Origin of the sequence: Streptomyces sp. AK02-01A, assembly GCF_033795305.1 — a bacterium.
In the GTDB taxonomy this organism is placed as follows: Bacteria; Actinomycetota; Actinomycetes; order Streptomycetales; family Streptomycetaceae; genus Streptomyces.
This window is the reverse complement of the sequence record NZ_JARBAE010000008.1, coordinates 115,665-137,880: the sequence shown is the minus strand read 5'-3', so window position 1 is coordinate 137,880 and position 22,216 is coordinate 115,665. Positions and strand designations below refer to the sequence as shown.

Below are 22,216 nucleotides of genomic sequence, written 5' to 3'. Positions count from 1 at the left end.
TGATATCGATCACGGCTCACGCTCCGGCGGCGACGAGTACGGCGGCGATCGCCAGGAGGACGGAGCCGGCGAGCAGGGCGCTGAGATAGGTCTGCACATTGCCGGTCTGCGCGCGCCGTACGGCGTCGCCGAGCCGGCGGCTGCCGGCGCCCGCGGCGCGTACGTACGCGTCGATGACCTCCCGGTCGAGGAAGCGGACGAGCTGGGCCGCTGCCAGGACGGGACGTACGAAGAGGGTGTGGTGGACGGCGTCGAGATGGAAGCCGGACGCCGCGTGGCGATGGAGCGGGCCCAGCAGGATACGGGCGGGGTCGGCCGGGTCCGGGGCCGCCGCGATATCGCCGTAGACGGGAACGTGGGTCGCGATGGCTTCCGCCTCGGAGACGGCGGGTTCGCCGCCGGGGTGGGCGGTCACGGCGCCGATCGGTGTGCGCGCGGCCAGGGCCGTGGTGTGGCGCCAGCTCCCGTAGGTGACCAGACCGCCGACGAGCGCGACTCCGGTACTCAGGATGGAGGTGGTGAGGTTCGGAGCGAGGCTGTGTCCGTCGAACCAGCGGGGCAGTTGTCCGACGGTCAGTCCGAGGGCGAGCGAAGGGATGGCCAGCACCCACAGGACGGCGTTCATGACGACGGGCCCGCCGCCGTGGTCGGGCGCGTCCACGCCATGGCCGCGGAAGGCCAGCAGCCAGAGGCGGGTGGCGTACGCGGCGGTGAGGAGCGCGGTGGCCAGACCGGCGATCAGCACGGTCCAGCCGGCGGCGCCCGGAGCGACGCCGGACTCTCCGAGGGCTGAGTGCTCGGCGGCGACAAGGACGGATTCCTTGGAGAAGAAGCCCGCGAACGGAGGGATCGCGGCGAGCGCGAGCAGTCCGATCGTCATCGTCCAGTAGGCGTCCGGGATGCGCTTGGGCAGGCCGCGCATCCGGGACATGGTGGCGAGCGAGTTGGTGCCGGCGCCATGGATGATCACGCCGGCGCCGAGGAAGAGAAGAGCCTTGAAGGCGCCGTGCGAGAGGAGATGGAAGACCGCCGCGCCCCGGTCGCCGACGGCCAGGGCTCCTGACATATAGCCGAGTTGGCCGATCGTCGAGTAGGCGAGCACGCGCTTGATGTCGTCCTGGGCGAGGGCCGCGAGGGCCGAGCCGACCATCGTGACGGCGGCCATCACGGCCAGGACGACCAGTGCGGCCCTCGACGCGGCGAAGACGGGCAGCAGCCGGGCCACGAAGTAGATACCGGCGGCGACCATGGTCGCGGCGTGGATGAGCGCGGAGACGGGCGTGGGGCCTGCCATCGCGTCGGGCAGCCAGGTGTGCAGCGGGAACTGCGCGGACTTGCCCGCCACTCCGGCGAGCAGCAGCAGCGCGATCAGGGTCGGGTGGTCGAGGCCGCCGTTGGCGACCGTCTCCAGCACACCGGTGATTCGGAAGGTGCCGGCGTCGGCGGCCAGCGCGAACAGCCCGAACAGAAACGGGACATCGCCGAGCTTGGTGACCAGGAACGCCTTCAGTGAGGCGGCGCGCGCCTCGGGCGTCTCCCAGTAGTGGCCGACGAGGAAGTACGAGCAGATGCCCATGATCTCCCAGCCGACCAGCAGCACCATCAGATCGCCGGAGTAGACGACGAGCAGCATCGCGGAGGTGAAGAGGGAGACAAGAGCCGCGTACGACGGATAGCGCGCGTCGCCGCGCAGATAGCCGGTCGAGTAGAGCTGCACGCACGACGCGACCACGGCGACGAGTACGGCGACCAGGGCCGCGAAGCCGTCGATGTGCAGGGCCAGGTCGACGGGGACGGAGCCGGTGGGTGTGAGCCGGGTCGCGGCGTCCAGTGGCGGCGTTCCGTCACCGGCGCCGCCGCCCAGGCGTACGGCCACGACGACGGCGAGCGCGGCCGACGCGAGAGGCGGCAGGACGGCCAGCGGACGGACGAAACCGGGTGAGGTACGGCCGAGCAGCAGTCCGCCGACGGCTCCGAGGAACGGAAGGAGAGGGACAAGGACGGCGAGGGTCGTGGTGGTCACGCGGTGGCCTCAGCCTTCTGTGCCGGGGCGGTGGTTTCTTCCGGTTCGGCGCCCTCGGTGCCGTCTGAGCCGTCGGTGCCGTCCGGGCCGTCCGGGCCGTCCGGATGCTCGGCGGTGTCCCGGAGCTTGTCCACGTCCGGGGTGCCGCGGGTGCGGTAGACCATCAGGACGATCGCCAGTCCGATGCCGATCTCCGCGGCGGCGATGGCGATGACGAAGAGCGTGAGCGCCTGGCCGGTGTGGAGGGTGTCGCGCAGCCAGACGTCGAAGGCGACCAGATTGAGGTTGACGGCGTTGAGCATCAGCTCGACCGACATCAGGACGAGGATCGCGTTCCGGCGCGCGAGCACTCCGTACACACCGGTGCAGAACAGCAGCGCCGCGAGCACGGCGGGATAGGCGAGATGCATCAGCGCTGCTCCTTGCCGCTGCCGTTGGCGGCGCCGCTGCCCGCGCCGCCGCGATCCGGTGCGCCGCTGGTGTCGGACGCGCCGTCGTCGGTCGCGCCGCTGTGCTTGCGGGACAGGACGATCGCGCCGACGAGCGCGGCCAGCAGAAGGACGGACAGCGCCTCGAAGGGCAGCACCCAGTACCGGAACAGGATCCGGCCCGACACCTCGGTGGAGCCCTGTGCCGGTCCGTCCAGGTCGATCCAGGTCGTACGGAACGCGTCGACGACCACCCAGACCAGTGCGGCCGCCGCGGCGACGGCCACCGCCAGCGCGACGGGCCGGTTCTCCGAATCGGCGTCCGGAGAACGGCCGATGGGCGCCCTGGTGAGCATCAGACCGAACAGCAGGAGGACCACCACGGAACCGACATAGATCAGGACCTGCACCCAGGCGATGAACTCCGCCGTCAGCAGCAGGTATTCGACAGCCAGGCCACCGAGCGCCACGACCAGCCAGAGCGCGGCGTGGACCAGTTGTCTGGTCCTGACGGTGACCAGGGCCGCGCCGAAGGTGACAAGGCCGACGAGGACAAAGGCTATTTCGACGCCGCTCGGTGACAGAAAGCCGTGTCCGGCCGCGGCGGACACGGTCGAGGCGGTTGCCGCGAGGGTCACTCGCCTTCCTCCTGTTCCCGTGCCTGCTCCTGCCGGCGTGCCGCCGCCTGTTTCTCGGCCGTCTTGCGGGCGGCGGCGATCTCCTTCGGCTCTTCCGCTCCCGGGTCGAGCGCGGGCGGCGCGGGCACCGTCCACATCCACTCGCGGAGCTTGTCCCGCTCGTGGGTGAGTTCACGGATGTCCGTCTCCGCGTACTCGAACTCCGGCGACCAGAAAAGCGCGTCGAAAGGACAGACCTCGATGCAGATACCGCAGTACATGCAGAGCGCGAAGTCGATGGCGAACCGGTCGAGGACGTTACGGCTCCGCTCGCGGCCACCGGGGACCGCGGCCGGGACCGTCTCCTTGTGGGAGTCGATATAGATGCACCAGTCGGGGCACTCACGGGCGCAGAGCATGCAGACCGTGCAGTTCTCCTCGAACAGCCCGATCACCCCGCGGCTGCGGGGCGGGAGTTCGGGCTGGGCGTCCGGATACTGCGCGGTGACGGACTTCTTCGTCATGGTCCGCAGGGTGACTGCCAGGCCCTTGGCCAGGCCGGAGCCGGGGATCGGGGGCATCAGTTGATCGCCACCTTCACGATGCCGGTGAGCGCGATCTGCGCGAGAGCGAGGGGGATGAGTCCGGTCCAGGCGAGTTTCTGGAGCTGGTCCTCCCGCAGCCGTGGATAACTCACCCGCAGCCAGATGACGACAAAGGCGAGGACGGCCGTCTTGAGGAGTGTCCAGACCCAGCCGAGTCCGTCGGCTCCGAGCGGTCCGTGCCAGCCGCCGAGGAAGAGGACGGTGGTCAGCCCGCAGAGGACGACGATGCCCGCATACTCCGCGAGCAGGAACAGCGCGAAGCGCAGCCCGGTGTATTCGGTGTAGGCGCCGAAGATGATCTCGGAGTCGGCCACCGGCATGTCGAAGGGCGGGCGCTGGAGTTCGGCGAGGCCGGCGGTGAAGAAGACGAGTGCGCCGATGATCTGCCACGGCAGCCACCACCACTGGAAGGCGTTGAGGATGCCGGGCAGGGAGACCGTGCCGGCCGCCATCGCGACGGAGGCGGCGGCGAGCAGCATCGGCAGCTCGTACGCGAGGAGCTGCGCGGCGGTGCGCAGACCGCCGAGCAGAGAGAACTTGTTGGCCGAGGCCCAGCCCGCCATGAGCGAGCCGAGCACTCCGACGCCCATCACGGCGAGCACGAAGAAGATGCCCGCGTCGACGACCTGGCCGACCGCGCCGGAGCTCGGGCCGACCGGAATGACCACCAGGACGAGCAGATACGGAAGGAGTGCGACGGCCGGAGCGAGCTGGAAGACGCGCCGGTCGGCGTTGGCCGGGACCACGTCCTCCTTCTGCGCGAACTTCACACCGTCGGCGACGAGCTGGGCCCAGCCGTGGAAGCCGCCCGCGTACATGGGACCGAGGCGGCCCTGCATATGGGCCATCACCTTGTGTTCGGTCTGCCCGACGACAAGCGGGAGGACCAGGAACACGGCGAAGACGACGATCAGCCGGAGGGCGACGTCGAGTACGTCGTTCACGCGTCTCCTTCTGGGCGGTCGCTCTCGGGAGCCTCGGTGGGAGCGGCTTTCTCCGGCTCGCCGGGGCCGGCCTTGTCCGCCTTATCCGCCTTGTCGGGCCGGTCCTCCGCGTCGGAGGCTTCTTCGGCGTCGGCGTCGGAGGCTTCTTCGGCGTCGGCGTCGGAGGCTTCTTCGCCTTCGGCGGCGGCGTCGTCGCCGAAGGCCTGGCGGGGCTTGTGCCACGGAGCGTCCGGTGCGGACGGCTCGCGCCGCTGGGACGCCGAGCCCTCCGAGGCGCTCCGCGACCGCCGGCCCGGTGTGGCGCCGGACGCGGTCTCGCCGGCGGCGTCCGCGGCGGTGGTGCCTTCCTCACGCGGCGGTTCCGGTGCTACCGGCGACGCCGGCCTGCTGTCCTCCGGCGACGCTTCGTCACCGCCGGTCCGTGCCGGCGCGGGCCGGCTCGCCGAGCCCTCCGACGCGCCGCGCGTCCGGCGCGGAGGCGCCGAGCCCTCCGGGACACCGCGGGCCGCACGGACCGGCCGGTCACCGGCGGCGCGGGCCGTCCGGGCGGGGCGGCTGGGCGCCGGAGGGAGCTGGCCCTTGAGCGGACCCCATTCGTTCGGGTCGGGAACACCGGGCGGAAGCATCTGGCGGCGCCGGGGTCCGCTGTGTTCCGCGCCCGCCGCGGGCTCTCCCGGTTCCTTGGCGCCCGGCCATGCCTTGGCGACGCGGGCGGCGAGGACGAAGTCCTTGCGCAGCGGATGGCCTTCGAAGGTCTCGGGCAGAAGGAGGTGGGCCAGGTTCGGATGGCCGGTGAAGGCGATGCCGAACATCTCGTGCGTCTCCCGCTCGTGCCAGCCGGCTCCCGCGTAGACCTCGACGGCCGTGGGCAGGACGGCCGCCGCGTGCGGGACGGTCGTACGGACCAGGAGCCGGCGGACCGTACCGCCTTCCAGCGCGGCCACATGGGCGCAGACACGGAAGCCCGCGCCCGGCTCGTCGACCGCGCTCAGCCAGTCGAAGTAGCTGCAGCGCAGCCGGTCACGGGCGGTTTCGAGAGCACCGATCCATGCCTCGGGCGGGACGTCGACCGTCAGGAGGTCATAGGCGCGCTCGGCCGTGGCGTCCGCGCCGAAGATCTCGGTGACGGCGTCCGGCAGCCGGTCGTAGTCGTTCGGACCGGGCGCGTCGTGGGCGTTCACGAGGTGCTCTCCCCGGGCGTCGGCGGGGCTTCGACCAGGCCGCTGCGCAGCGCGGCGGCCGAGGGCCGGCCTCCCGAGCCGTAGCGCTCGCCGAGCGATTCCCTGGCGATCTTCTCCTGGAGCTTCAGGATGCCCTGGAGCAGCGCCTCGGGACGCGGCGGGCAGCCCGGTACATAGACGTCGACGGGGATGATCTGGTCGACGCCCTTGGTCACGGAGTACGAGTCCCAGTAGGGGCCGCCGCAGTTGGAGCAGGCGCCGAAGGAGATCACGTACTTGGGCTCGGGCATCTGCTCGTACAGCCGCTTCACCGCGGGCGCCATCTTGTCCGTGACCGTGCCGGACACCACCATCAGGTCCGCCTGGCGCGGTCCCGGCGCGAAGGGGATCACACCGAGCCGGATGAAGTCGTGCCGGGCCATGGAGGCGGCGATGAACTCGATCGCGCAGCAGGCCAGCCCGAAGTTGAAGACCCAGAGGCTGTAGCGGCGGCCCCAGTTGAGGACCACCTTCATCGGCTCGGGGGCCAGGCGGGAGAGCACGCCGAGACGTTTCACCGCAGGGCCGCTCTCGGGCACTACCGGCAGCGATTCCGGGGTCACGTCCATTCGAGGACGCCCTTCTTCCATGCGTAGAGCAGTCCCACGGCCAGGAAGCCGAGGAAGATGAACATCTCGACCAGTGTCGTGGCACCGTAACCGGGAGCGGCGAAAACGGTCGCCCACGGGAACAGGAAGATCGAGTCGACCGCGAAGATCACATACAGGAACGCATAGACGTAGTAGCGGACCTGGGTGTGCGCCCAGCCCTCGCCGACGGGGTCGACACCGCATTCGTATGTGAGCAGCTTCTCCGGCGTCGGCACCACCGGCCGCAGCAGCCGGCCCGCTCCGAAGGCCACGGCGACGAACAGCGCACCGACGACCGCGAGCAGTCCGACCACCGAATAGCTCTGGAAGTAGTCCGACGCGAGAACGGTCGGTTCCGACACGTCCGTCCCTCGCTCCCTGACCCGTAGCGTCTTCGACGATCTGTACGGACGGGAGTCTAGGCCCTGTTAAAGAGACGGTAAGCAGGTGCGTCCCGCACAGGGGGGCTACCCCTACTCCAGGCCCCCCAGCAACCCCATGGCGTACGGCCTCCGGGCCCGGCAGGCTTAGTGGCTATGACCGCGATCAGCAGCCTTCCCGACAATGACCGGCCGCCGCCTGTGCGTTTCGCGTACGACCGGCACACATGGAAGGAGATCGCCCATCTCCTCGCGAATCTTCCGGTCGCTCTGATCGGATTTGTCTATGTGGTGTTCACGATCTCCACGGGTGTCGGGCTGTCGGTGACGGTGATCGGGCTGCCGTGGCTCGTCGGCGGGCTCACGGGCGCACGGCTGCTCGGCCGGGCGGAGCGCGCGCGGGCGCGTGCGCTGCTGGGTGTACGGATCGAGGAGCCGAGTCCGCTGTACGCGCGCGGGCGCCGTCCCGAGGGCGTCCTGGGCTGGGTGTGGGCGGGGCTGAAGGATCCGGTGGCCTGGCGGACGGTGCTGTACGAATTCATCCGGCTGCCCTGGGCCGTGGTGACGTTCAGTGTCACTCTGGTGGGTCTGTTCGTGCTCTGGCCGGTCCTTCCGTTCGTGGCACGCGGTCTGACCAACGCCGACCGGGCGATGGTGCGAGGGCTGCTCTCCCCGTCGGACGAGCTGGAGCGGCGGATCGCCGAGCTGGAGTCGGACCGCGGCGTGGTCGTGGACACGGCGGCGGCCGATCTGCGCCGGATCGAGCGCGATCTCCACGACGGCGCACAGGCCCGTCTGGTGGCCCTGGCCATGGGTCTCGGCCTCGCCAAGGAGAAGCTGACGGAGGACCCGGAGGGGGCCGCCATCATGGTCGACGAGGCGCACGGAGAGGTGAAGCTGGCCCTCCAGGAGCTGCGCGACCTGGCTCGCGGCATCCATCCGGCGGTCCTCACCGACCGCGGACTGGACGCGGCGCTGTCCGCGATCGCCTCCCGCTGCACGGTGCCGGTGAAGGTGACGGTGGATCTGAGCGAGCGGCCGGCCGAGGCGATCGAGGGCATCGCCTACTTCACGGTCTCCGAGCTGCTCCAGAACGTCAGCAAGCACAGCGCGGCGCGGACCGCGGCCGTCGATGTGTGGCGGGCGGACGACCGGCTGCTGGTCCAGGTCCAGGACGACGGACGCGGCGGCGCGCGGCTGGACGGCGGTACGGGCATGTCCGGGCTGGCCGAGCGGCTGGGCGCGGTCGACGGACTGTTCGTCCTCGATTCCCCGGTCGGCGGGCCGACGGTCGTCACGGCGGAGCTGCCCTGGCGCCCACGCGGCAAGGCCTGACGTCTCCGCGAGGGCGGAACCACACCTCCGAGGTGGGGAAAACCCCAGGGTGAAAACGGAGACCGTCCTCATGGTGCGGAGGTCCCGGCCCCAGCAGCATGGAGTACCCGGGAGCACACAGCCCGCTCCCACCGGACGGCGCTCAGAACGGACAACACCGATGGCCATCGATGACGGATCGCAGTCGCGGCCCCACATCCTTCCGCCCGCGCTGCGCGCGCCGGTGGAGGGACGCACCTGGCGCGAGTTCGGCTATCTGCTGCTCAGCCTGCCGATCGCCGCCGTGCTGTTCAGCTACGCGATAGCGACGATCTCAGTCGGCGCGGGACTGCTCGTCACCTTCCTCGGGGTGCCGGTGCTCGCGATGGGACTCGCCGGCTGCCGTGCCTTCGGCGCCATGGAGCGCGCGCGGGCCCGAGGGCTGCTGGGGCTGAAGGTGGCGGATCCGGAGCCGGTCCGCGGCCAGAAGCACGGGCTGATGTCGTGGGTCGGCGCGGTCCTGAAGAGCGGGGCGTCCTGGCGGCATCTGCTGTACGCGGTGCTGCACTTCCCGTGGGCGGTGTTCGCCTTCGTGGTCGCGGTGACCTTCTGGACGACGGGCTGGGCGCTGTTCCTCTATCCGCTCTGGCAGTGGGTGTTCCCGAACCATCTCGGCCAGTCGGGTATCGCGGTCTACGGCGACGGCAGCGGCAATGGCCTCTATCTCGACACACCGTTCGAGATAGGTGTCACCAGTGCGGTCGGACTGGTGCTGGTCCTCGCCTCGCCCTGGCTGATACGCGGCCTGACGAGCGTGGACCGGCTGATGGTCGCCGGGCTGCTCGGGCCCTCCCGGCTGGCCACTCGGGTCTCGGAGCTGGAGTCGGACCGAGGCGTGGTCGTGGACACGGCGGCGGCCGATCTGCGCCGGATCGAGCGCGATCTCCACGACGGCGCGCAGGCCCGTCTGGTGGCCCTGGCCATGGACCTGGGGCTGGCGAAGGAGAAGCTGACAGAGGACCCGGAGGCCGCGGCGCGCATGGTCGCCGAGGCGCACGGAGAAGTGAAGACGGCTCTGCAGGAGCTGCGCGACCTGGCTCGCGGCATCCATCCGGCGGTCCTCACCGACCGCGGACTGGACGCGGCGCTGTCCGCGATCGCCTCCCGCTGCACGGTGCCGGTGAATGTGGAGGTCGATCTGCCTTCCAGGCCGGCCGCCGCGATCGAGGGCATCGCCTACTTCACGGTCTCCGAGCTGCTGCAGAACGTCAGCAAGCACGCACGGGCGAGGCGGTCGTCGGTGGATGTGTGGCAGACGCACGACCGGCTGATGCTTCAGGTCACGGACGACGGCCAGGGAGGAGCGGACGCGTCGACGGGCAGCGGCCTGGCCGGACTGGCGGAGCGGCTGGACGCGGTGGACGGGATCCTGGTCATCGACTCACCGGCCGGCGGTCCGACGTCGGTGACGGCGGAGCTGCCCTGGCGTGGCTGACCGTACGAAGAGAGGGGGCCCGGCCCCACCCGCCGGACGGAGCCGCCCGCGAGCGGCGCTGTCCTGTTTCCTCCCAGGCGGGCGCGGACCGATCCGAATACTGGGATGCTGGAGGGCACAGGGGCGGGCAAACATCGACAGTGGGGCTGCGAAGTCGTGGAGGACAGGGTGCGGGTGGTCATCGCCGAGGACTCAGTGCTGCTTCGGGAGGGCCTGACCCGGCTGCTGACCGACCGCGGGCACGACGTGGTCGCCGGTGTCGGAGACGGCGAAGCGCTGATCAAGACCGTGGGCGAGCTGGCGGACCAGGACGCGCTGCCGGATGTGGTGGTCGCGGACGTACGGATGCCGCCGACCCACACCGACGAGGGAGTGCGGGCGGCCGTGCGGCTGCGGCGGGACCATCCCGCGATCGGGGTCCTGGTGCTGTCGCAGTACGTCGAGGAGCAGTACGCCACCGAGCTGCTGGCCGGCAGCAGCCGGGGCGTGGGATATCTGCTCAAGGACCGGGTGGCCGACGTCAGGGAATTCGTGGACGCCGTGGTACGGGTGGCCAGGGGCGGGACGGCGCTGGACCCCGAGGTGGTGGCCCAGCTTCTGGGCCGCAGCCGGAAGCAGGACGTGCTGGCCGGGCTGACGCCTCGCGAGCGGGAGGTCCTCGGTCTGATGGCCGAGGGACGGACGAATTCGGCGATCGCCAAGCAGCTTGTCGTGAGCGACGGCGCGGTGGAGAAGCACGTCAGCAATATCTTCCTGAAGCTCGGCCTCTCCCCCAGTGACGGGGATCACCGCCGGGTCCTGGCCGTGCTGACCTATCTGAAGACCTGACAGCCGGGACCGCGCCTGCCACTCCGTCAGATGTGTGGTGGAGCGAGAGTCCTAGAACCAAAGGACGAGGCCGGAGCACCTTTCACGGAAGAATCCAGGGGCGGGCAAAGTATGACAAATCGGTACGCCATGGCGTTTCGCGATGACGTCCACCATGCGACCGGTCCAGGGAAGGCGACCCTTACCGACGTAGGGTGGCCTCCGGGACTGCCGGGTGGCCGGTCAGTCCCGAGCCGCCGCCTCGAAGGAGGTCCAGTTCAGTGACCAGCCAGGTCAGTAGCCCAGCCGAGCGTGCCGATGAGGCCGACGACGCCAGCGAAGGCGCCGTCGGGGAACAGCGAGTCCCTCTGTCCGGACAGGAAGGTGCCGGCGAGAAGGAAGTCCGCCGTCTGGACCGGGTCATCATCCGCTTCGCGGGTGACTCGGGCGACGGGATGCAACTGACGGGTGACCGGTTCACCTCGGAGACGGCGTCGTTCGGGAACGACCTGTCGACGCTGCCGAACTTCCCCGCCGAGATCAGGGCGCCCGCCGGGACGCTGCCGGGCGTCTCCTCGTTCCAGCTCCACTTCGCCGATCACGACATCCTCACTCCGGGTGACGCACCCAATGTCCTGGTCGCGATGAACCCGGCCGCGCTGAAGGCGAACATCGGCGATGTGCCGCGCGGCGCGGAAATCATCGTGAACACCGACGAGTTCACCAAGCGCCCGATGGCCAAGGTCGGTTATCTGACCTCGCCGCTCGAAGACGGCTCGCTGGACGGCTACCAGGTCCACCCGGTGCCGCTGACCACACTGACGATCGAGGCCCTCAAGGAGTTCGGTCTCTCCCGCAAGGAGGCCGAGCGCTCGAAGAACATGTTCGCGCTCGGACTGCTGTCGTGGATGTACAACCGGCCGACGGAGGGAACCGAGAAGTTCCTGCGGACCAAGTTCGCCAAGAAGCCGCAGATCGCCGAGGCGAACGTGGCCGCGTTCCGCGCCGGCTGGAACTTCGGCGAGACGACCGAGGACTTCGCCGTCTCGTACGAGGTCGCACCGGCCGGCGCCGCGTTCCCGCCCGGTACGTACCGCAACATCTCCGGGAATCTGGCGCTGTCGTACGGCTTGATCGCCGCCGGCCACCAGGCGGAGCTGCCGCTCTATCTGGGCTCGTACCCGATCACACCGGCCTCCGACATCCTGCACGAGCTGTCGCGGCACAAGAACTTCGGCGTCCGGACCTTCCAGGCCGAGGACGAGATCGCCGCCATCGGCGCGGCGCTGGGCGCGGCCTTCGGCGGCTCACTGGCCGTCACCACCACCTCGGGGCCCGGAGTGGCCCTCAAGTCGGAGACGATCGGCCTGGCGGTCTCGCTGGAACTGCCACTGCTGGTCGTCGCCATCCAGCGCGGCGGCCCCTCCACCGGCCTGCCCACCAAAACCGAACAGGCCGATCTGCTCCAGGCGATGTACGGACGCAACGGCGAGGCGCCCGTCCCGGTGGTCGCGCCGCGTACTCCGGCGGACTGCTTCGACGCCGCGCTGGAAGCGGCCCGGATCGCACTGACCTACCGGACGCCGGTCTTCCTGCTCTCCGACGGCTATCTCGCCAACGGCTCCGAGCCCTGGCGCATCCCGGAGCCGGAGGAACTCCCCGACCTGCGCGTGCGGTTCGCGACCGGACCCAACCATGAACTGGCGGACGGGACCGAGGTGTTCTGGCCGTACAAGCGTGACCCGGAGACCCTCGCCCGTCCCTGGGCGGTGCCCGGCACACCGGGCCTCGAACACCGCATCGGCGGAATCGAGAAGCAGGACGGCACGGGCAACATCTCGTACGACCCGGCCAACCACGACTTCATGGTGCGTACCCGCCAGGCCAAGATCGACGGCATCGAGGTGCCCGATCTGACCGTCGACGACCCGGACGGCGCCCGCACGCTGGTGCTGGGCTGGGGCTCCACCTACGGGCCCATCACCGCCGCCGTCCGCAGGCTGCGGAAGGAAGGCACGCCGATCGCGCAGGCGCATCTGCGCCATATCAATCCGTTCCCGCGCAACCTCGGCGAGATCCTGGGGCGTTACGACAAGGTCGTGGTGCCGGAGATGAACCTCGGCCAGCTCGCCACGCTGCTGCGAGCGAAGTACCTCGTCGACGCCCACTCGTACAACCAGGTCAACGGCATGCCGTTCAAGGCCGAGCAGCTCGCCACGGCACTCAAGGAGGCCATCGATGTCTGATACGAACGAGTTGCTGACGCTGGTCCCCAAGGCCGAGGCCAAGCAGTCCATGAAGGACTTCAAGTCGGACCAGGAGGTCCGCTGGTGCCCCGGCTGCGGTGACTACGCCGTTCTCGCGGCGGTCCAGGGCTTCATGCCCGAGCTGGGCCTCGCCAAGGAGAACATCGTCTTTGTCTCCGGCATCGGCTGCTCCTCCCGCTTCCCGTACTACATGAACACCTACGGGATGCACTCCATCCACGGCCGGGCCCCGGCCATCGCCACCGGTCTGGCCACCTCGCGCCGCGATCTGTCCGTCTGGGTCGTCACCGGCGACGGCGACGCGCTCTCCATCGGCGGCAACCACCTCATCCACGCGCTGCGCCGGAACGTCAACCTCAAGATCCTGCTGTTCAACAACCGGATCTACGGTCTGACCAAGGGGCAGTACTCCCCCACCTCCGAGGTCGGGAAGATCACCAAGTCGACACCGATGGGCTCGCTCGACGCGCCTTTCAATCCGGTGTCGCTGGCGATCGGCGCGGAGGCGTCGTTCGTGGCCCGGACGGTCGACTCCGACCGCAAGCACCTCACCGAGGTGCTGCGCCAGGCCGCCGACCATCCCGGTACCGCGCTGGTGGAGATCTACCAGAACTGCAATATCTTCAACGACGGCGCCTTCGACGTCCTCAAGGACAAGCAGCAGGCCGAAGAGGCCGTGATCCGGCTGGAGCACGGCCGGCCGATCCGCTTCGGCGCCGAGGGCTCGAAGGGCGTGGTCCGGAATCCGGCCACCGGCGACCTGGAGGTGGTGGCCGTCACCTCCGAGAACGAGTCACGGATTCTCGTCCATGACGCCCACGCGGCGAGCCCCACCACCGCGTTCGCCCTGTCCCGCCTCGCGGACCCGGACACGCTGCACCACACGCCCATCGGCGTGCTGCGCAGTGTCGAAAGGCCCGTCTACGACACCTTGATGTCGGACCAGCTCGACACGGCCGTCGAGCGGCACGGCAAGGGTGATCTGTCCTCGATGCTCGCCGGTGGCGACACCTGGACCGTCGTCGGCTGACCAGAGCGCCGCCGCGCCCGGGCCCGGATCTCTCAGGAGGTCCGGGCCTCGTCATGCGCCGGGATCGAGGCCGGTCCACTCTCCGAGACCCGGGCCGCGTCGTAGGACTCGCGCGCCGTGAACACCTCGTCCAGCCGCCGTTCCGTCCAGCGCGCCAGGCCCCACACCTGCTCCGCGGCCTCCCGTCCCAGCTCCGTGAGCGAGTAGTCCACGCGCGGCGGGATCACGGGCTTGGCATCACGGTGGACAAAGCCGTCGCGCTCCAGTGTCCGGAGGGTCTGGGCGAGCATCTTCTCGCTGACACCGCCCACCTCGCGCCGCAGTTCACTGAAGCGGTACGAGCGCTCCAGCAGGCTGGCCAGCACAAGCACGCCCCAGCGACTGGTGACGTGTTCCAGGACGAGCCGGGAGGGACACAGGGGCAGATTGACATTGGGCGGCTTGATCTCCGGCCGGGACTCGCTGGTTACATCCACACCAGTACCTTACTTGAAGGTGGGTACTTTCCCTCGGTAAGTGCCCATCGTAGGGTGAGTGGCGGAGCGCCACGCAACCACAGGAACTGGAGAAATACCCCCCATGAGCATCGTTGTCACAGCAGCAACCGGACACCTCGGCCGTCTTGTCGTCGAGTCCCTGCTGGCCGCCGATGTCCCGGCCTCGGAGATCGCCGCCGCCGTACGGAGCAAGGAGAAGGCGGCGGATCTCGCGGCGCGCGGTGTCGAGCTGCGCCTCGCCGACTACGACCGGCCCGAGACGCTGGCCGATGCCTTCCACGCCGGCGACCGCGTGCTGCTGATCTCGGGCAGCGAGGTCGGCCGGCGCGTAGCGCAGCACACCGCCGCCATCGACGCGGCGCGGGCCGCCGGTGTGGCGCAGCTCGCGTACACGGGCGTACTGGGCGGCCCGGAGGCCGACTTCGAACTGGCCGCCGAGCACAAGGCCACCGAACAGGCCATCCTCGACTCCGGACTGCCGTACACCTTCCTGCGCAATGGCTGGTACACGGAGAACTACACCGAGAACCTCGCTCCCGTGCTGGAGAACGGAGCCGTGGTGGCCAACGCGGGCGAGGGCCGTATCGCCTCCGCCGCCCGCGCGGACTACGCGGCGGCGGCTGCCGCCGTGCTGACCGGTGACGGGCATGTCGGCGTCGCCTACGAGCTGAGCGGCGACGCGGCGTGGTCCTTCGCCGAGTACGCGGCGGAACTGTCGCGGCAGACGGGCCGGACCATCACCTACACCGAGGTCACTCCCGGAGAGCGGCTTGAGATCCTCACCGGCGCGGGCGTGCCTGAGCCGGTGGCCGCGGTGTTCGTCGGCGTGGACACCGCGATCGGCCAGGGACTGCTCAGCCGCCGGACGGGCGACCTGGGCCGGCTCATCGGCCGCCCGACCACACCGCTCGCCGACTCGATCGCGGAGGCACTCAAGGCCTGAGACCCGAGCCCGGAATCCGGCCCGAGGCCCAAGACCTCGGACCGGAGCCCGGGATCCAAGGCCGCCTGCCCCTCCCTCTCTCCCACCCACGCGTCATGACCGTATGACGATACGAACATGACATCGCGGCCCGCGCGGCGCTACCTTCGACAGGATGTCGAGACGGTGCGGCGCCGTGACGGCGTGCGGAGTGCGGGAGGGCCAGTGAAGGCGGACGGCAATCAGCGGACAGGACTGCTGTACGGGATCGGCGCCTACGGGATGTGGGGACTGGTCCCGCTCTTCTGGCCGCTGCTCAAACCGGCCGGAGCGATGGAGATCCTCGCCCACCGGATGGCCTGGTCGCTGGTCTTCGTGGCGATCGGGCTGCTCGCGCTGCGCCGCTGGGGATGGATTCGGGAGTTGGTACGGCAGCCGCGCAAGCTGGGGCTCATCGCCGTGGCCGCCGTCGTGATCACCGTCAACTGGGGCTTCTACATCTGGGCCGTCAACACCGGCCGGGTCGTCGAGGCGTCCCTGGGCTACTTCATCAACCCGCTGGTGACCATCGCCATGGGCGTCCTCCTGCTCAAGGAGCGGCTGCGGCCAGCCCAGTGGACGGCGGTCCTCGTCGGTCTGGCAGCCGTACTGGTACTCGCGATCGGATACGGTCAGCCGCCCTGGGTCTCGCTGACGCTGGCCTTCTCGTTCGCGACATACGGCCTGGTCAAGAAGAAGATCAATATCGGCGGTCTGGAATCGCTGGCGGCGGAGACCGCCGTCCTGTTCCTGCCTGCGCTGGGCTATCTGGTGTGGCTGAGCGCGTCCGGATCGTCCACCTTCGCCACCGAGGGCGCGGGCCATTCCGCTCTGCTCGCCGCGACAGGCGTGGTCACCGCCGTGCCGCTGATCTGCTTCGGCGCGGCGGCGATACGGGTACCGCTGTCGACGCTGGGGCTGTTGCAGTATCTCGCCCCGGTCTTCCAGTTCCTGCTGGGCGTCGCGTACTTCCACGAGGCGATGCCGGCGGAGCGGTGGGCGGGCTTCTCGCTGGTCTGGCTTGCGCTGACGATTCTCACCTGGGACGCGCTGCGCACGGCCCACCGTACGAGAGCCGAGGCCCAGCGGCTGTCCGCGATCGCGGCGGCGGACCCGTCCGGCGGCCCGGCCGCGCCGCTCACTCCGGCCCCGGACGGATCGCCGGATCCGGTTCCCGGCACCCGGGAACCAGCGAGCTGACGCGCCCGCCGCGCGGCGGCTGCCGCCGCCGAACGGCCGATCACAGAAACGTTTCAGCAGCACCTATCCGTGTCATGGGCGTGTGCTCCCGCGCTCCGGCGCGGGCATTGCTGATTCCGTTTCAACCGACCCGTGCGCCGAGGACATCTCTGCGCGGGCCGCGACAAGTCGAAACGCCACCACCGCGTGCGTCCTTGATGACCATTCACTCCCAATGTCGCGCCATGGGTCATCACACGATCAGGAGTTGAACCATGCAATACGAAATGCGCGCGGAGTACGCGGAAGGCGACTCGCCCCAGGACCGGAACGCTCGACTTGAGGTGTGGCACATGACCAGAGTCAACGAGTCGACGGCCCTGTGCGGACGCGACCTGGATCCGGCCGCCCTCACACAGTCGTCCGACGCCTGGGGCACACCTGCCGGGCAGCCCCTCTGCCACGCGTGCGGCGCCCTCTACATCCACCAGGTTCCCTGACCACATTCACCAGGCTCGCTGAACACATCCACCAGGTCCACCGCGCGCATCCACCAGATTCGCCGCGCGCGTTCACCGGTTTGGCCGAGCGCCGTCCTGTGGCTGAACCGGCGTCACGGCGACGAGACGGACGTACCGAGGACCGGGCCGGGGACAGCGGAGGTCCGGTCAGCGAACTCCCATGACCGGTTCGCGCCCTTGACGGTGAGTCAGCCTTTCACTCACCATTCAGCACGCACAGCGCACGCACCATTCACGCGCAGCGCGCCAGCAGCTCCAAACGCCTCACGTCGCAGCCGTCGTGGGGCGTCTCGCACGTTCCGTCCTGTCCCCGTACGGAATCCGGAGCCCCCACATGAAAATCTCCGTTCCCGGAGCACGCCGAATATCCACGCGTACGGCCACGGCCGCCGGGCTCGCTCTCGCCGGGCTGCTCGTCACCGCCGCGCCGGCCGCGACAGCGGCGCCCATGGCCGCGCCGCCCACACTCAGATCCGCGCCGTCCGCCGTCCTCGCCGCACCCGACATCCCGCTCGCCAACGTCAAGGCGCATCTGACGCAGTTGTCGTCGATCGCCGCCGCCAACGGCGGCAACCGCGCTCATGGCCGGGCCGGCTATCTGGCGTCGGTCAATTATGTGAAGGGCAAGCTGGACGCGGCCGGATTCACCACCTCCGTCCAGCAGTTCACCTCCAGCGGCGCCACCGGCTACAACCTGATAGCCGACTGGCCCGGCGGCGATCCGAACCAGGTCGTCATGTCCGGCGCTCACCTCGACTCGGTCACCTCGGGCGCCGGTATCAACGACAACGGCTCCGGGTCCGCCGCCACCCTCGAAGCCGCGCTCGCCGTCTCCAGGGCGCAGCTCCAGCCGGCGAAGCATCTGCGTTTCGCCTGGTGGGGCGCGGAAGAGCTGGGTCTGATCGGCTCGAAGTACTACGTCAACAACTTGCCGTCCGCCGAGCGTGCGAAGATCAGCGGCTATCTGAACTTCGACATGATCGGATCTCCGAACCCCGGCTACTTCGTCTACGACGACGATCCGGAGATCGAGCAGACCTTCAAGGACTACTACGCGGGTATCGGCATCCCGACGGAGATCGAGACCGAGGGCGACGGCCGCTCCGACCATGCCCCGTTCCAGAACGTGGGCATCCCGGTCGGCGGCCTCTTCAGCGGCGCGGACTACATCAAGACCGCCGCGCAGGCGCAGAAGTGGGGCGGCACTTCCGGCCAGGCGTTCGACCGCTGCTACCACGCCTCCTGCGACACCACCGCCAACATCAACGACACGGTGCTCGACCGCAACAGCGACGCCATCGCCTACGCGGTCTGGACACTCTCGGCGGCCACCACCGTCCCGCCGGCCGGCACGGTCTTCGAGAACCTCGCCGATGTCACCGTCCCGGACAACGGCGCCGCCATCACCTCGTCGGTGACCGTCTCCGGCCTCACGGGCAACGCGCCTCCGGCGCTCAAGGTGGGCGTGGACATCAAGCACACCTGGCGCGGTGATCTGGTCATCGACCTGCTCGCGCCGGACGGCACCGCCTACCGGCTGAAGAACTCCAGCGGCAGCGACTCGGCGGACAACGTGATCGCCACCTACACGGTGAACGCGTCGAGCGAGGTCGCCAACGGTGTCTGGAAGCTCCGGGTGCAGGACATCGCGTCCTCGGACACGGGCTACATCGATAGCTGGCGGCTGACCTTCTAGGCCGTGTCTGACACATAGCGCCGTCCGCCCGGAGGGCGGGGCCTGCGACGTCTGGTGCGTGCGATCCCAAGGCGGAGGATCATCCGTGTACTGGACGTACTCGGATGACTCCGACAACGCGGTGAGCGTGCGTGCCAGACGTCGCAGGCCAGGCGGGATGTGTCAGACAGGGCCTAGGACGTGTTTCGGACGACCGCGTGTGCGTGCGGACAGCGCGCGTACGCGGCCGTCCGGGCCGCCGCGACCGGGATGGCCGCCGCGCGGGCGCGTACGCGGAACGGCGCGCCGCCTCAGACCGTGATGTCCTTCGAGGTGAATCTGGCCCAGGCCGCGGAGCCGAACACCGCCGCGTACAGCGCCTGGAGTCCCAGATTCCTGACCAGCTCGTCCCAGTAGACCGGCTCGCGCAGCACATCCGCGAACGACAGCCAGTAGTGCGAGAAGAGATACGGCTGGATCGCGTGAAGCTGCGGAATCGTGTCCAGGATCTGCACGGTGATCAGCAGCCCTACCGTCGCCGCCATGGCCGCGATCCCGCTGTTGGTCACGGTCGAGATGAACAGGCCGAGCGCCGCGAGTCCGATCAGCGACGCGGCGACGATCACCGCGATCAGCGCGGCCCGGCCCAGCCCCTCGCCGAAGGAGATCCGGGTGCCGGAGATCGTGGTGACCTCACCGAGCGGGAAGAGCAGCGCGCCGACGGCGAGCGCCGAGGCCGCCACGGCCGCCGTGGCGGCCAGGCAGAACACCAGGACGGACGCGTACTTGGCGAGCAGCAGCCGGGTGCGTCCGGCCGGCGCGACCAGCAGATAGCGCAGTGTCCCGCTGTTGGCCTCGCCGGCGATCGCGTCGCCCGCGACGACTCCGACCGCCATCGGCAGGAAGACGGGCAGCGTCACGGCGAGCGCGGCGAAGACCAGGAACAGTCCGTTGTTGGTGACCTGCGTGAGAAAGGCGGGACCGCCTCCCTGGCCGCGGCCGATCCCACCGCCGTCGCTCGTCTCTATCTTCACGGCGATACCGATCAGGACGGGAACGGCGCCCAGTACGGCCAGGAGCGCCAGGGTGCGCCAGCGTCTGAAGGTGATGACCAGCTCGGAGCGGAAGAGACCGAGTGTCCACCACAGCCGGGTCTCCCGGCCTCCCGGCCGGCCCGGCGGGATGTCCGCCGTATCCAGCGCCTCAGCCGACGACATCGAAGCCCTCGCCGGTCAGCGCGACAAAGGCGTCCTCCAGTGAGACCCGCTCCACGCCGAAGGACCGGACCCGTACTCCGGCCCGCACGAGCGCCGCGTTGAGATCCGCCGGCTCCGTCTCGCCCGCCGGGAGCTCACCGCTCACGCGTTCCTCCGCCACGGCCACGTCGGTGACTCCCCGTTCCTTCAGTACGCGGGCGGCCTCGCCGGGATCGGGAGTGGTGACGGCCAGCCGGCCCCGGGAGCCGGCCGCCAGATCGGCGACCGGTCCCTGGACGAGCAGCCGGCCCCGGGCCATCACCGCGGCATGCGTGCACACCTGCTCGATCTCGTCGAGGAGATGCGAGGAGAGAAAGACGGTCGTGCCGTCCGCCGTCAGCTCCCGCACCAGCGTCCTGATCTCCCGCATGCCCTGCGGATCGAGACCGTTCGTCGGCTCGTCGAGCACCAGCAGACGGCGCGGCTGGAGCAGTGCCGCCGCCAGCCCGAGCCGCTGCTTCATACCGAGGGAGTACGCCTTCGCCTTCTTGCCACCGGCGGCGGTCAGCCCGACCCGGTCCAGCGCCTGCGCGACCCGGGCGCGCCGGGTGCGCGGATCGGCCGTGGGATCGGCGGAGTCGTACCGTACGAGATTGTCCCGGCCGCTCAGGAACCCGTACAGCGCGGGACCCTCGATCAGCGCGCCCACCTGCGGCAGGACGCCTCGGGCGGCGCGCGGCACGGGCCGTCCGAGGAGTGTGGCCGAGCCGGCGGTCGGCTCTATCAGGCCCATCAGCATCCGGATGGTGGTGGTCTTGCCCGAGCCGTTGGGGCCGAGGAAGCCGAAGACGCTGCCGGCGGGTACGGACAGGTCGAGACGGTCGACGGCGAGCTGTCCGCCGCGGTAGCGCTTGGTGAGTCCGCGTGTCTCGATGACTGTCCCGCTATCGGTGCTGACGGCTGTCATCTCGCTTCCCCATTCTCCCGGTCGGGGCCGTGGTCTCTCCCGGCGGAACGGACCGGTCCCGGTCAGCGTTCCGCCCCGCCGTACGGAGCGTACGACGGGGCGGGCCGCTGTCGCGTCAGCCGGCCTGGTTGGCGGCCTTGACCAGCGCGTCCTTTGTCACCGCGCCGACGTAGACCTTGCCGTCCTCCGTCATCAGCGCGTTGACCAGACGGGTCTGGAAGACCCGGCCCGTGCCGAATTTCCCGGAGACCTTGTCGCCCAGCGCGTCCACGAACTTCTGCGCGTCGTGCGGCATCTCACCGGCCTTGGACGGTCCGGGCGAGCCCTTCACGTCCGGCGACGCCAGCTCGTAGACCACGTTCCAGCCCTCGCCGATGACCTTCGGTTCACTGGCGCTCCGGAATCCCTTGGCGTCGTCCGTCCCCGGAATCTCCGGCGCCTTGTGGTCGGCGCCACGCGTCACCTTCGCGCCCCTGGGCGGCTCGAAGTCGAACGTGGCGGCGGCCGGCTTGGCGAAGCTGATCCTGGTGAAGCCCACGTCGACGACGGCCTTGCCGCCGCTGCTCGGCGAGAGAGTGAACTTGAGCGGAGTGCCGGTCTTCACATCGACCGCGATCCTGATCGAGCCGACCGTGGAATCGGCGGCCTGCTTGGGCTTGATGAGAAGCTGGTACGCGTCACGTCCGGCGACCCGCGACGTACCGTCGACACTCACCGAGGTGGTGTCACCGGCGGCCTTGATCGCCTGTGCGGCGAACTCCTGCGGCGTGGCCGGCACGTCCCTCGGAAGCCGCTGCTTTTCGTTCTGGGACGCGTCCTTCGGCGCGGTGGCGTGATAGGCCTCGTTGGAGGCGCTGTCGTACGCCCAGACCTCGTCGCCGTTGTGGACGAGGCTGTACTCGGCCGCGTCCTCCAGGATCGACACGCGCTGCTTGCCGGGGCCGTCCGCCGCGACCCGCAGCGTGTGCGTGCCGGAGCTGAGCTCCATCAGCTTGGCGTTCGGGTCGGCCGACGAGCCGCGGGCGCCTTCGCCGCCTCCGGACGCGAACGCGCTTCCGGCCGCACCGTCGAGGCCGCCCAGTGACGGGAGACCGAGATCCGTGGTGATCTTCACCGAGCCGGAGAGCTGTTCGGTGCCCGACGCGGCGATCTTCTCGATGAGCTGCTGTGCGCTGATCTTCGGCAGCTCGGGTTCGCCCTGCGCCGCGAGTGCCGGAACGAGCCCGATGGTCGCCGCGGCCACTCCGGCCACCGCGACCGGGACCGCGTAGCGCGCCGCCTTGCGACGGCCCGCGCCCGGGCCCATGTCGTCATCGGTGGTCTGTGCGCTGTCCTTCGGTGCCATGTGTGCCCTACCTCCGTGGTCGGCGGCCTTCCGTCCGTTGCGCTCGTCCACTCCTTGCCGCCATTCTCACCCGAATTGGTCAGGAGTGGTGTTGTCCATCTGACCAAATCGGCCGTCCCCAAGCGTCAGACCGCGGGAGCAACTTCGCGTACTGC

At 69.8% G+C, this 22,216-nt stretch carries 21 protein-coding genes; 9 read left to right on the top strand and 12 right to left on the bottom strand.

Features of this window, described 5'->3' with window-relative positions:
- Positions 1-16: 16 nt before the first annotated feature.
- Genes PV679_RS11260 through PV679_RS11225 form a run of 8 tightly spaced genes read right to left on the bottom strand, consistent with a single transcriptional unit; the run spans position 17 to position 6,789 of the window.
- Complete coding sequence (locus PV679_RS11260) at positions 17-2,023, bottom strand: NADH-quinone oxidoreductase subunit L (RefSeq protein WP_319679987.1); 2,007 nt, start codon at positions 2,021-2,023, stop codon at positions 17-19.
- Positions 2,020-2,433 carry an NADH-quinone oxidoreductase subunit NuoK gene (nuoK, locus tag PV679_RS11255; protein ID WP_319679986.1) on the bottom strand — a complete coding sequence of 138 codons (414 nt, stop codon included), beginning with the start codon at positions 2,431-2,433 and terminating at the stop codon, positions 2,020-2,022. Before nuoK ends, PV679_RS11260 begins: the two co-directional genes overlap by 4 nt.
- On the bottom strand, positions 2,433-3,089 hold the full coding sequence (locus PV679_RS11250; RefSeq protein WP_319679985.1) for an NADH-quinone oxidoreductase subunit J: 657 nt from the start codon (positions 3,087-3,089) through the stop codon (positions 2,433-2,435). The genes nuoK and PV679_RS11250 overlap by 1 nt, the downstream gene beginning before the upstream one ends.
- A complete protein-coding gene (locus PV679_RS11245; protein WP_319679984.1) occupies positions 3,086-3,649 on the bottom strand; it encodes an NADH-quinone oxidoreductase subunit I in 564 nt (187 codons plus the stop codon). The genes PV679_RS11250 and PV679_RS11245 overlap by 4 nt, the downstream gene beginning before the upstream one ends.
- Positions 3,649-4,617: a complex I subunit 1 family protein gene (locus tag PV679_RS11240; RefSeq protein WP_319679983.1), complete on the bottom strand. Its 969-nt coding sequence runs from the start codon at positions 4,615-4,617 to the stop codon at positions 3,649-3,651. The genes PV679_RS11245 and PV679_RS11240 overlap by 1 nt, the downstream gene beginning before the upstream one ends.
- Positions 4,614-5,798, bottom strand: coding sequence for an NADH-quinone oxidoreductase subunit C (locus PV679_RS11235; protein ID WP_319679982.1), 1,185 nt, complete (start codon positions 5,796-5,798; stop codon positions 4,614-4,616). The genes PV679_RS11240 and PV679_RS11235 overlap by 4 nt, the downstream gene beginning before the upstream one ends.
- Positions 5,795-6,406: an NADH-quinone oxidoreductase subunit B family protein gene (locus PV679_RS11230; RefSeq protein WP_319679981.1), complete on the bottom strand. Its 612-nt coding sequence runs from the start codon at positions 6,404-6,406 to the stop codon at positions 5,795-5,797. Before PV679_RS11230 ends, PV679_RS11235 begins: the two co-directional genes overlap by 4 nt.
- A complete protein-coding gene (locus PV679_RS11225; RefSeq protein WP_319679980.1) occupies positions 6,397-6,789 on the bottom strand; it encodes an NADH-quinone oxidoreductase subunit A in 393 nt (130 codons plus the stop codon). Before PV679_RS11225 ends, PV679_RS11230 begins: the two co-directional genes overlap by 10 nt.
- Before the next feature lie 174 nt (positions 6,790-6,963).
- Between PV679_RS11225 and PV679_RS11220 the strand changes: the two genes are divergently transcribed.
- From PV679_RS11220 to PV679_RS11200, 5 genes are all read left to right on the top strand, one after another.
- A complete protein-coding gene (locus tag PV679_RS11220) occupies positions 6,964-8,142 on the top strand; it encodes a sensor histidine kinase (RefSeq protein ID WP_319679979.1) in 1,179 nt (392 codons plus the stop codon).
- A 160-nt stretch (positions 8,143-8,302) separates the two neighbouring features.
- Complete coding sequence (locus tag PV679_RS11215) at positions 8,303-9,616, top strand: sensor histidine kinase (protein WP_319679978.1); 1,314 nt, start codon at positions 8,303-8,305, stop codon at positions 9,614-9,616.
- Positions 9,617-9,784: 168 nt separating this feature from the next.
- Complete coding sequence (locus tag PV679_RS11210; protein WP_319680064.1) at positions 9,785-10,444, top strand: response regulator transcription factor; 660 nt, start codon at positions 9,785-9,787, stop codon at positions 10,442-10,444.
- A 260-nt stretch (positions 10,445-10,704) separates the two neighbouring features.
- Complete coding sequence (locus PV679_RS11205) at positions 10,705-12,669, top strand: 2-oxoacid:acceptor oxidoreductase subunit alpha (RefSeq protein ID WP_319679977.1); 1,965 nt, start codon at positions 10,705-10,707, stop codon at positions 12,667-12,669.
- On the top strand, positions 12,662-13,720 hold the full coding sequence (locus PV679_RS11200) for a 2-oxoacid:ferredoxin oxidoreductase subunit beta (protein ID WP_319679976.1): 1,059 nt from the start codon (positions 12,662-12,664) through the stop codon (positions 13,718-13,720). Before PV679_RS11205 ends, PV679_RS11200 begins: the two co-directional genes overlap by 8 nt.
- A gap of 32 nt (positions 13,721-13,752) precedes the next feature.
- Here the strand turns inward: PV679_RS11200 and PV679_RS11195 are convergent, their stop codons facing one another.
- On the bottom strand, positions 13,753-14,196 hold the full coding sequence (locus PV679_RS11195; protein ID WP_319679975.1) for a helix-turn-helix domain-containing protein: 444 nt from the start codon (positions 14,194-14,196) through the stop codon (positions 13,753-13,755).
- A 103-nt stretch (positions 14,197-14,299) separates the two neighbouring features.
- On the opposite strand from PV679_RS11195, the gene PV679_RS11190 reads away from it, so the two are divergent.
- The 4 genes from PV679_RS11190 (at position 14,300) to PV679_RS11175 (ending at position 18,574) form a co-directional block, all read left to right on the top strand.
- Positions 14,300-15,160, top strand: a complete 861-nt coding sequence (locus PV679_RS11190) for an SDR family oxidoreductase (protein ID WP_319679974.1) — start codon at positions 14,300-14,302, stop codon at positions 15,158-15,160.
- Positions 15,161-15,421: 261 nt separating this feature from the next.
- Complete coding sequence (gene rarD, locus PV679_RS11185; RefSeq protein ID WP_416069697.1) at positions 15,422-16,378, top strand: EamA family transporter RarD; 957 nt, start codon at positions 15,422-15,424, stop codon at positions 16,376-16,378.
- 254 nt (positions 16,379-16,632) lie between these two features.
- Positions 16,633-16,857: a hypothetical protein gene (locus PV679_RS11180; protein ID WP_319679973.1), complete on the top strand. Its 225-nt coding sequence runs from the start codon at positions 16,633-16,635 to the stop codon at positions 16,855-16,857.
- A 355-nt stretch (positions 16,858-17,212) separates the two neighbouring features.
- Positions 17,213-18,574 carry a M28 family metallopeptidase gene (locus PV679_RS11175; RefSeq protein ID WP_319679972.1) on the top strand — a complete coding sequence of 454 codons (1,362 nt, stop codon included), beginning with the start codon at positions 17,213-17,215 and terminating at the stop codon, positions 18,572-18,574.
- A 290-nt stretch (positions 18,575-18,864) separates the two neighbouring features.
- Here the strand turns inward: PV679_RS11175 and PV679_RS11170 are convergent, their stop codons facing one another.
- From PV679_RS11170 to PV679_RS11160, 3 genes are all read right to left on the bottom strand, one after another.
- Positions 18,865-19,770: an ABC transporter permease gene (locus PV679_RS11170; protein WP_319679971.1), complete on the bottom strand. Its 906-nt coding sequence runs from the start codon at positions 19,768-19,770 to the stop codon at positions 18,865-18,867.
- On the bottom strand, positions 19,757-20,716 hold the full coding sequence (locus PV679_RS11165) for an ABC transporter ATP-binding protein (protein ID WP_319679970.1): 960 nt from the start codon (positions 20,714-20,716) through the stop codon (positions 19,757-19,759). Before PV679_RS11165 ends, PV679_RS11170 begins: the two co-directional genes overlap by 14 nt.
- 115 nt (positions 20,717-20,831) lie before the next feature.
- Positions 20,832-22,061, bottom strand: a complete 1,230-nt coding sequence (locus PV679_RS11160; protein WP_319679969.1) for a sigma-E factor regulatory protein RseB domain-containing protein — start codon at positions 22,059-22,061, stop codon at positions 20,832-20,834.
- Positions 22,062-22,216: the final 155 nt, after the last annotated feature.

Coding starts and splice junctions, on each gene's coding strand:
- nuoK (WP_319679986.1), bottom strand. CDS start 2,433: ATGCATCTCGCCTATCCCGCCGTGCTCGCGGCGCTGCTGTTCTGCACC.
- PV679_RS11245 (WP_319679984.1), bottom strand. CDS start 3,649: ATGCCCCCGATCCCCGGCTCCGGCCTGGCCAAGGGCCTGGCAGTCACC.
- PV679_RS11230 (WP_319679981.1), bottom strand. CDS start 6,406: ATGGACGTGACCCCGGAATCGCTGCCGGTAGTGCCCGAGAGCGGCCCT.
- PV679_RS11220 (WP_319679979.1), top strand. CDS start 6,964: ATGACCGCGATCAGCAGCCTTCCCGACAATGACCGGCCGCCGCCTGTG.
- PV679_RS11215 (WP_319679978.1), top strand. CDS start 8,303: ATGGCCATCGATGACGGATCGCAGTCGCGGCCCCACATCCTTCCGCCC.
- PV679_RS11200 (WP_319679976.1), top strand. CDS start 12,662: ATGTCTGATACGAACGAGTTGCTGACGCTGGTCCCCAAGGCCGAGGCC.
- PV679_RS11190 (WP_319679974.1), top strand. CDS start 14,300: ATGAGCATCGTTGTCACAGCAGCAACCGGACACCTCGGCCGTCTTGTC.
- rarD (WP_416069697.1), top strand. CDS start 15,422: ATGTGGGGACTGGTCCCGCTCTTCTGGCCGCTGCTCAAACCGGCCGGA.
- PV679_RS11180 (WP_319679973.1), top strand. CDS start 16,633: ATGCAATACGAAATGCGCGCGGAGTACGCGGAAGGCGACTCGCCCCAG.
- PV679_RS11175 (WP_319679972.1), top strand. CDS start 17,213: ATGAAAATCTCCGTTCCCGGAGCACGCCGAATATCCACGCGTACGGCC.
- PV679_RS11170 (WP_319679971.1), bottom strand. CDS start 19,770: ATGTCGTCGGCTGAGGCGCTGGATACGGCGGACATCCCGCCGGGCCGG.
- PV679_RS11165 (WP_319679970.1), bottom strand. CDS start 20,716: ATGACAGCCGTCAGCACCGATAGCGGGACAGTCATCGAGACACGCGGA.
- PV679_RS11160 (WP_319679969.1), bottom strand. CDS start 22,061: ATGGCACCGAAGGACAGCGCACAGACCACCGATGACGACATGGGCCCG.